The sequence below is a fragment of the uncultured Veillonella sp. genome, from assembly GCF_900545205.1.
Lineage (GTDB): Bacteria > Bacillota > Negativicutes > Veillonellales > Veillonellaceae > Veillonella.
On record NZ_UQYC01000071.1, the window covers coordinates 1 to 8,646 of the forward strand.

10 protein-coding genes are annotated in these 8,646 nt (G+C 38.3%); 1 reads left to right on the forward strand and 9 read right to left on the reverse strand.

Features of this window, described 5'->3' with window-relative positions; translation table 11 throughout:
- A partial coding sequence (locus QZR70_RS07455) for an ATP-dependent DNA helicase RecG (protein ID WP_295794208.1) occupies positions 1–1,439 on the reverse strand: 1,439 nt, incomplete at its 3' end.
- Positions 1,440–1,662: 223 nt separating this feature from the next.
- On the opposite strand from QZR70_RS07455, the gene rpmB reads away from it, so the two are divergent.
- Positions 1,663–1,851 (forward strand): 50S ribosomal protein L28, encoded by a 189-nt coding sequence (gene rpmB, locus QZR70_RS07460; protein ID WP_005386334.1) that lies wholly within the window; start codon positions 1,663–1,665, stop codon positions 1,849–1,851.
- A 107-nt stretch (positions 1,852–1,958) separates the two neighbouring features.
- Here rpmB and QZR70_RS07465 read toward each other — a convergent pair whose 3' ends face one another.
- The 8 genes from QZR70_RS07465 to QZR70_RS07500 all read right to left on the reverse strand — a co-directional run.
- The gene (locus tag QZR70_RS07465) at positions 1,959–2,948 is read right to left on the reverse strand and encodes a deoxyguanosinetriphosphate triphosphohydrolase (protein WP_295794210.1); all 990 of its coding nucleotides are present in this window, start codon (positions 2,946–2,948) and stop codon (positions 1,959–1,961) included.
- Positions 2,945–3,766, reverse strand: a complete 822-nt coding sequence (locus tag QZR70_RS07470; RefSeq protein ID WP_295794213.1) for a pyruvate, water dikinase regulatory protein — start codon at positions 3,764–3,766, stop codon at positions 2,945–2,947. The genes QZR70_RS07465 and QZR70_RS07470 overlap by 4 nt, the downstream gene beginning before the upstream one ends.
- Positions 3,767–3,776: 10 nt before the next feature.
- Positions 3,777–4,406, reverse strand: coding sequence for a helix-turn-helix transcriptional regulator (locus tag QZR70_RS07475; RefSeq protein ID WP_105089296.1), 630 nt, complete (start codon positions 4,404–4,406; stop codon positions 3,777–3,779).
- A 98-nt stretch (positions 4,407–4,504) separates the two neighbouring features.
- Positions 4,505–6,886, reverse strand: a complete 2,382-nt coding sequence (gene ppsA, locus QZR70_RS07480) for a phosphoenolpyruvate synthase (RefSeq protein ID WP_295794215.1) — start codon at positions 6,884–6,886, stop codon at positions 4,505–4,507.
- Positions 6,887–7,031: 145 nt separating this feature from the next.
- Entirely contained in the window at positions 7,032–7,442 is a 411-nt protein-coding gene (locus tag QZR70_RS07485; protein WP_295794217.1) for a hypothetical protein, read from the reverse strand.
- A 64-nt stretch (positions 7,443–7,506) separates the two neighbouring features.
- The gene (locus QZR70_RS07490) at positions 7,507–7,953 is read right to left on the reverse strand and encodes a hypothetical protein (RefSeq protein ID WP_295794218.1); all 447 of its coding nucleotides are present in this window, start codon (positions 7,951–7,953) and stop codon (positions 7,507–7,509) included.
- A gap of 2 nt (positions 7,954–7,955) precedes the next feature.
- Positions 7,956–8,198 carry a Zn-dependent protease with chaperone function gene (locus QZR70_RS07495; RefSeq protein WP_295794219.1) on the reverse strand — a complete coding sequence of 81 codons (243 nt, stop codon included), beginning with the start codon at positions 8,196–8,198 and terminating at the stop codon, positions 7,956–7,958.
- Positions 8,195–8,646 (reverse strand): CoA pyrophosphatase (locus tag QZR70_RS07500; protein ID WP_295794222.1); only part of this gene is annotated, 452 nt, incomplete at its 5' end. The genes QZR70_RS07495 and QZR70_RS07500, both read right to left, overlap by 4 nt.

Sequence of the window (8,646 nt, forward strand, 5' to 3'; positions counted from 1 at the left end):
AATTTTTCAGACTCTTCTACTAGAGGACATACTACATAAACTTGACGACCTTCTGCCATCTCTTTGCCAAAGAAGTTTCTCAATCGTTCTTTATATGAGCTATCTACAGCATACGTTTTAACAGGCTTACGCCCTGGTGGCATCTCTTTAATCAAGGATACAGCAAGATCACCATATACAGATAAGGTCATTGTCCGTGGAATTGGTGTAGCTGTCATAATGAGTACATGTGGGTATGTACCCTTTTGTTGTAATCGTGCCCGTTGTTCCACACCAAAGCGATGTTGTTCGTCGATAATGACGAGGCCTAAATTATGGAAGTTTACGCCCTCTTGAATAAGCGCATGGGTACCGATGATCATATGAATTGATCCATCAGCTAAGCCTTCATAGATGCGCTCTTTTTCTTTTTTTGTAGTAGAACCAGTTAATAACTCTATAGTAATGCCTAAATTACGACATACCTCTGTTATGCCTTCATAATGTTGAGCCGCCAAAATCTCCGTAGGGGCCATTAACGCACCTTGGTACCCATTTTCAATGGCCTTCAACAAACTCAATGTAGCTACAACGGTTTTACCAGAACCTACGTCACCTTGTAATAATCGTTGCATAGGACGTTCATCTTCCATATCGATGCGAATGTCCTCTAATGCACGCTGTTGATCACCTGTTAAGGAGAACGGCAAGTTTTCTATACACTGAGCCATTAAGTCCCCATTAGGTCCCATCTTAGGCCCTTTATGATACTGCTCTTTATTCCGCAACAAGGCCAATCCAGATTGCATTACAAATAACTCTTCATAGGCCAATTGGTGACGCGCTTCTTCGTATCGCTCTGAAGAATCCGGGAAATGCATCATTTTAAATGCATCATAGCGACTCATATATTGATGTGCTTCACGAACCTCAGCAGGCAGAATCTCTTGCAATTCATGATTAGCAGCGAACCAGTTTCGTACTGATGAGCGCACCACAAATTGAGACACTCCATCAGCCAAGGCATAAATAGGAACAATGCCACGATCTGGCTCTCCACCATCTCCCAAATTTTCTATTTGGGGCGTATTCATTTGCATAGACCCATATTGAAATTCTGCTTTGCCATATGCATATAGACGCTGCCCTTTTTTATAAAAGTTCTTTTTATACCCTTGGTTAAATAATACAATCTTTAGTGGACCAGTACCATCTGCAATGACCACCTCTAATATAGACAATCTAGGACGAGGGCGTTTTTCTTGAACAGCTATAACATTGCCTACTACGCCACCGGTCATACCTGACTTTAATTCACCAATTCTATAAATTGTACGGCGGTCTTCATAGCTCCGAGGGAAATATGTCAACAACGATGTTACATTCGTAATCCCTAGCTTATGCAATTGTTTCTCCCGACCAGGACCAATTCCTTTAATGGTCGTTAACCGTTCATCCATAGAAACTCCTTTAAATATACGATAAACACATGAGATATATCCAATTTTTGTATATCCTTGTGTAAAAGTCCATTTATATCTTAGAATATGATATATAGTATACCTTATATTGTAGTATATTTCATAAAAAGAGCAATATGTACGATAAAAACACTTGCTTTAACTATGTCTTTATGATAATATACTTTTGTTATGTTATAGATTAAGCTTGGAGGTGGAAACTATGGCAAACCTTTGCGAAGTATGTGGCAAATCCACATCTAGCGGTATGAACGTGAGTCACTCTCACATTCGCACAAGAAAAACTTGGAAACCGAACATTCAAAGAGTACGGGCGGTTGTAGACGGTGCTACTAAAAAAGTTAACGTATGCACTCGCTGCCTTCGTTCTAATAAAATTACACGCGCGTAAAATAAAAAGTACATGTACTCTTTGGGGTTCTAGAGCCCCAAAAAAAGCAGTTAGTTCATTTGAACTAACTGCTTTTTTTGTTATCTATGTACCTATTACTAAAAGTCTTACAAGGTAATATTGGGAATATAGTACTGTTTAAACAACTTAATAGCATATTGATCAGTTAAGCCGGCCACATAATCCACCACATCACGGGTAGAGTAAAACTCTCGATTACTTTCACAGCCCTCCATATCATCAGGATGTTCCATAAAGTGAGTAAATAGGTTTTTCACCACATGAGATGCCTTATTTCGATCAGGAATTAAAGCTGGCGCCAAATAGACATTTTTAAACATAAATTGACGGAATAGATTCATGGTCATCTCTATATCAGAGGACATAGAAATAACAGGCTTATCTAAAGATTCGCGCACCATATCTTCAACCATAGCGGTAATCATGCTAGATGGAGTCATACCAAAGTGTTCACGCACTTCAAAAGGTAATTCCTCGGCCGTCAACATACCTGCCCGTTGTGCATCATCAAAATCGTGACACAAATAGGCAATGCGGTCAACGATACGAATAATTTGACCTTCTAAGGTAACTGGAATTGTAGCCCCTGTGTGACCTAGAATTCCATCGCGCACAGCAGTCGTTAAATTAAGTCCTTGATGTTCACCATGTTTTTCCAACACTTCAACCATGCGCAAACTTTGTTCATTATGATTGAAATGACCTACCATATCACGCAAGGCATATTCCCCAACATGACCAAATGGTGTGTGTCCCACATCATGGCCCATAGCAATAGCTTCTACTAAATCCTCGTTGAGGCGTAATGCACGAGCCACTGTACGACCAATCTGACCTACCTCAAGGGTGTGAGTCATGCGTGTACGATAATGGTCACCTGGCGCAATATAAACTTGTGTCTTGTGCTTTAACCGTCTAAAACATTTACTGTGAATAATGCGGTCTCGATCACGTTGAAAGGCAGTTCTAAGTGGATCGGGAGCTTCCTCTATATCACGGATTGCATCGCGGCTTTTAGCAGCATAAGGAGAAAGGAGTAAAGCCTCCCTCTCCTCTATTTGTTCCCGTATATTCATTTACCCTCCGATGCGCGGTTACGATCGATGAGTTGCATAACAAGAGACGCTGTTTCTTCGATAGATTTATTGGAAACATCTAACACTTGGCAATGCAAACGACGCATAATAGCCTTCGCGTATTCTAGTTCGGATTGAATACGCTCAATAGAAGCATAATTTGCTTCGTCCTCTAAACCGATAGCGCGTAACCGTTCACTACGAATATTATTTAACTTAAATGGGTCGATAATAAGGCCCACGATTTTCTTAGCGGGAATTTTAAATAATTCCTCTGGCAATGGTACCTCTGGTACCAATGGCAAGTTAGCAGCTTTAATTTTTTTGTATGCCAAGAACATAGACAATGGTGTCTTACTTGTTCTAGAAACACCAATGATGACTACGTCAGCCTTTTCAAAGCCAGATGGATTTTTACCATCATCATATTTCACGGCGAACTCAATAGCTTCAACCTTTTTGAAATATTCTTGGTCTAGTTTATGAACCATACCCGCAGTCATACGAGGCTTTGTAGATGCTACTGTACCTACTGCATCGAGAACTGGACCCATAATATCTACAGCAGGAATGTTATATTCTGCTACTTTTTCATGAAGATATTTGCGCAAAGATTCAGATACAATAGTATGACAAATGACATGATTACCACGTTTTGCATCTGCTATAATTTCATCAATTTGGCTTTCACTATCAATATATGGAATGCGAACAATTTCAATTTGTTCTTTATCATATTGACTCGCCGTAGCCCTTGCTACAGCCTCTGCGGTCTCCCCAAGGGAGTCCGATATTGCATAAATAATTTTTTCTACCATTCTATCAACCTCAATGTATGCTACATTCTAAAAATACTTTTGTTACCGTCGTTTTAGATACGCGGCCTACAACCTTTAAACGTTTCTTGTTCTCCACATCCTCGCGAACGATAACAGGTAAACAATCTACCTCATAATCTATCATCTTCTGAGCAGCCTCTACCAATGTATCTGTAGGCTCCACAGTTATAACCTTACTTACAGGGGTCATAATCATAGATATAGGCATGGTGTGCGAATCTGTTTGCCCCATAGAGGCACGCAACAAGTCCTTACGGGATACGACACCTACTAAATAGGAATCATCACACACTAAAATGGTCCCTACATCCTCAGTAAATATAGTAACAATCGTGTCATACAAACTTGTATCCCCATTGACTACGACTGCTTGGGATAATACATCACTTACCAGAAATGACTTTAATCGCTCCGCTGTTTGTGTTTCTTTTGAAAGTCCCACATAGTAATAGCCTACATTAGGCCGTGCATCTAAGACACCTAGCATAGTTAAAACAGATAAATCTGAACGCAATGCAGATCGTGTAACCTCTAAATGTTCAGCAATAGCACTACCTGTTACAGGTCCTTCTTCACGAACGATTTGAGCAATTTGTTCTTGTCGTTTCGACAGTTTCACACGGTAACCCCCTTTCATCTCTGTTTGTATTATATCCTAAGTTACCATTCAGAAAAAGAGGAGACCTACCGGCCTCCTCTTTTAATATAACTATATTATTACCAAGTTAAATCATCAGTTTCTTGACGACCACGACCAGTCATAGCATCAAGCATGATTCGTTGTTCTAATTGAGCCACCATTTTCTTAGTGCTTACAACTGCATCTGGATTAACAGAAATGGAGTCGATACCGCTCTTTACGAGGAATTCGCAAAGTTCAGGGTACACGCTTGGTGCTTGGCCACAGATGGATACAGTTTTGCCATCTTTATGCGCCACTTCAATGAGATGACGAATTGCTCTACGAACAGCTAAATTACGTTCATCGTAAATATGTTGAACTGTTTCGTTATCGCGGTCACAACCGAGAACAAGCATTGTCAAATCGTTAGAACCAATGGAATAACCATCTACATATTTATTGAATTGATCAGCTAAGATAATATTTGCTGGAATTTCAGCCATGAGCCAGATTTTGAAATCTTTACCGCGTACAAGGCCTTCTTGAGCCATCAAATTAGTTACCAGTTCAGCTTCCTCTACAGTACGGCAGAATGGAATCATAACTTGTAGATTTTTGAATCCAAATTCATTACGTACTTTTTTGATTGCTTCTAATTCTAATTTGAAAGCAGGTGTGTATTTAGGATCATAGTAACGAGAAGCACCACGCCAGCCAAGTAATGCACTGGATTCATGTGGTTCATATTTATCGCCACCGTTGAGATCACGGTATTCGCTAGATTTGAAGTCGCTCAAACGAACCACAACTTGGCGAGGAGCTAATGCTTGGCAAACTTTACGCATACCTTCTGCCAATGTATTTACAGCAAAATCACTGCGACCTGTTTCGATAAGGTGCAATGGATGTTCATGGATGAAAGTAGTCCAAATGAACTCTTCACGCATAAGACCGATACCATCACATGGCAATACACCATGTTTTTCAGCCAAATCAGGGTCGCCTAAATTCATGTAAATCTTAGTGCCTGTTACAGGAACAGATTCAGCAACAACATTTGCAGTAGCTTGTGCTTCTGGCTTTTTAACGATATCTTCTAATACGCCATCATATACGATACCATTTGTAGCATCTACAGTAATCATTTGACCATCTTTAATGGATGTAGTCGCTTCATGGCTACGGCTCTTAGTACCTACGATACAAGGAATACCAAGCTCACGGCTAACGATGGACGCATGACAAGTCATACCACCGGCATCTGTAACGATAGCTTTCGCTTTTTTCATTGCTGGCACCCAGTCAGGAGCTGTCATAGCTGTGACAAGGATTTCGCCTTCTTTGAACTCATCAATATCCTCAGGATTGATGATAACATGAGCTTTACCAGCTGCATTACCAGGGGATGCTGGCAAACCTTTTACGATAATATCGCGATTACCTGCATCTAATGTGCTAGGTTTTTCGGATACTTCTGTTTTTTCTTTACGGGACCAAACTGTTTCTGGACGAGCTTGTAAAATCCAAATTCTACCATCTCGTTCATCTACGCCCCATTCCATATCCATGTAGCAATCATAATGTTTTTCGATTGCTTTTGCATATTCAGCAAGCTCTAGAACTTGAGCATCTGTAATCACTTGTTGTTTAGCTTCATCTGCTGGAACAACTTCTTCAACGCAATCGCCGTCAGCTTTACGAACTAAACGGATATTTTTGTCATTAATCATGCGGTCTGTAATTTCCATTTTAGCTTTATCTACACGGAAATTATCTGGTGTAACGGTACCTTGTACAACGTATTCACCAAGACCCCAAGAACCTTCAATAAGAATATTGTTATCATTGCCTGTTACAAGGTCAACAGTGAACATTACGCCAGCAGCTTTAGAGAATACCATCATTTGAACAGCTGCACTCAATGCTACTGTCATATGATCGAAACCTTGTTTTACACGGTAATATGTTGCACGGTCTGTGAAAGTAGATGCGTAGCATTCTTTTACTTTTTGAATAATAACATCAGCACCACGTACATTTAAATATGTATCTTGTTGGCCTGCGAAACTTGCATCTGGCAAGTCTTCTGCTGTTGCACTAGAACGAACTGCTACGAATGGATTTTCTTCGTTTACTTTTTTACCGAGTTCTTCATAAGCATGACGGATAGCATCTGCCAATTCTTTAGGCATTTCTTCTTCGCAAATCATGCGGCGAATTTTAGCACATACTTCACGCAATAATGCAGAATTTTCTACATCATCTAATGCATCAAGTTCAGCGCGGATTTTATCTTCTAGTCCTGTTGCTTTCATAAACTCACGATAACCATGAGCAGTTGTAGCAAAACCGTAAGGTACAGGTACATTAGTGGAGGATGTCAATTCCCCTAAAGAAGAAGACTTACCACCAACTAAATTAACATCTTCACGTCGTAATTCATCAAACCAAAGTACGTATGCTGTTTCGCGATTCATGTGAGAACCTCCTAGATTAATTAGTGCAACACATTAAACCTTTTACACATAAATAGTATACCTTAATTTACAATCTGTCAATTTATATGAGGATTATTATGCAACAAAAAAATGATTGCCTGATATTAGACAATCATCTCTAATTTTAGTTTGACACATGAACAATAAATCTTAATTGATCGGGCTTCATATCACTGCCATTAACATATAAAATACCATCCTCTAAAGTAATACGGTATAGTAATGTAGCCTCTGAGGTCTCAATTTTTTCTACTTTACTATTAGGAAAGATATAAGCAATAGTTTCTAGAGTTTGTGGCATAACAGTTTTATAATCAGGGCTTACCTTCATGTCAAGATACTGGACCCACTCCCCACGGCTATACTGACCATAAGACATTCTAATATCTTCACTATTAGAAACAACAACTAATCTATTCAAAACTGCTTCAGCAGTTTCATGTTTATTATCTTTATCAATCTTGTAATAAATGGAGTAGGTCAATGTAGAAAGTACGAATAATCCTAATAAAATAAATATATATTGCTTTTTCATAACATATAATACTCCACTAACCAATTGATCTTACATTAAATAATATAGTTATAAATACATATGATTATTCTCTTGTTCTACCTGGTTGTAATAAGAAAATATACATACCTAAAAAAAGAAACTCAGAAATCTCTTCATTTATGAATCTACTTAATAAGGTAATTATAATAAAAGTTGGATATATCCAAAATGGAATTCCTATATCAGAAGCTCGTCTCATACCTGTCATAAAAAAGAAAGTAAAACCATAAATGCAAAAGGAATATCCAAGAATATTATATATTAATCCATCGCTAATTGAATTAGCATACAACGCACTATGGCCATACTTTAAAGATATAACACCTACTACAAAAGAAAAGCCACTTCCGAAAAAGAAGAATAAGCGTCCTAATGGAATTCTAGGATTTATAAACTTAACTTCTTTTATTGTTCCAAATATAATCAATAATATTGATATTATTATGCCTATAGGAAGCATAGCAAATCCAAGCCAATTTAATATTTCCAATTTTACACTCCAAAAACTACTTTCATTAAAATCATGAACAAAACAAAAAATAAGTTAACTAAAAATATTCCAGTTTCACTAAGATTGTAGTATATCATAAGTAAATGGCCACCACCTACAAATATTAAGCTAATAATAGCAAGTATGATTTCATATTTTTCTAAACGACTATTTTCTTTATATCTCTTATATAAAACATAAGCTACATAAATAATCCATAACCATGGAACAAATTCAGGTTTCATTTAACCGCCCTATATATATCTAAAAAGTTCTTCAATACTCGCCCCGTAAGTCCCCATATAGTGTATTGTTTATAAGGATAGAAATAAACGGAGTAGTTTTGTCTAATTTTCCAATCAATGTTGTAGCCTTCTAATAAATGGAACGGGAAGTCTTTTAACGGTTTAGTCCCAATGTCTAGATGTCCTACAGTTGGCTCCATGTCTAATAGATATTGTAATGGAACTGTGAATACCTCTCCTACTTCGTCAGGATTTGGTTTTAAATCGCTTGTATTCAGGCGCACGGCTACAGCATATAGTTTGACACCTATCGCAGATACGAGACAATCTAAATTACCAAGTAATTCAATTTGATCTAAATCGATCCCCAGTTCCTCAGAGCATTCACGCATGGCGGCATGGGCGCCGCTTTTATCATTAGGCTCACAATGTCCACCAGGGAAGCTGA

Bases quoted from the DNA above. Each gene is read 5' to 3' on its own strand.
- rpmB (WP_005386334.1), top strand. From the start codon at position 1,663: ATGGCAAACCTTTGCGAAGTATGTGGCAAATCCACATCTAGCGGTATG.
- QZR70_RS07465 (WP_295794210.1), bottom strand. From the start codon at position 2,948: ATGAATATACGGGAACAAATAGAGGAGAGGGAGGCTTTACTCCTTTCT.
- QZR70_RS07470 (WP_295794213.1), bottom strand. From the start codon at position 3,766: ATGGTAGAAAAAATTATTTATGCAATATCGGACTCCCTTGGGGAGACC.
- ppsA (WP_295794215.1), bottom strand. From the start codon at position 6,886: ATGAATCGCGAAACAGCATACGTACTTTGGTTTGATGAATTACGACGT.
- QZR70_RS07485 (WP_295794217.1), bottom strand. From the start codon at position 7,442: ATGAAAAAGCAATATATATTTATTTTATTAGGATTATTCGTACTTTCT.
- QZR70_RS07495 (WP_295794219.1), bottom strand. From the start codon at position 8,198: ATGAAACCTGAATTTGTTCCATGGTTATGGATTATTTATGTAGCTTAT.